Origin of the sequence: Bacteroides sp. AF34-31BH (assembly GCF_003602795.1) — a bacterium.
Taxonomy (GTDB): Bacteria; Bacteroidota; Bacteroidia; order Bacteroidales; family Bacteroidaceae; genus Bacteroides; species Bacteroides uniformis.
Map to the genome: position 1 here is coordinate 5,269 of NZ_QTLV01000027.1, position 217 is coordinate 5,485.

The following is a 217-nucleotide window of genomic DNA, read 5'->3' on the forward strand; positions in this document are numbered from 1 at the left end:
AGGTATTGACGGTTCTTTTGTTTTACCCAGGTACGACGCGCCTTAATCATTAGTTTCCAATTATTAATTTGCGAAGCACCTGCTCTTGTACTACTTGTATTGTTTATGTAAATCTGTTCAAAGATCGCTCGTTTCACGATTGCTGTTCTTTTCAGAAAGCGGATGCAAAGGTAAGAACTTTAAAGCATATCTTCCAAATATTTTCGGAAGTTTTTTT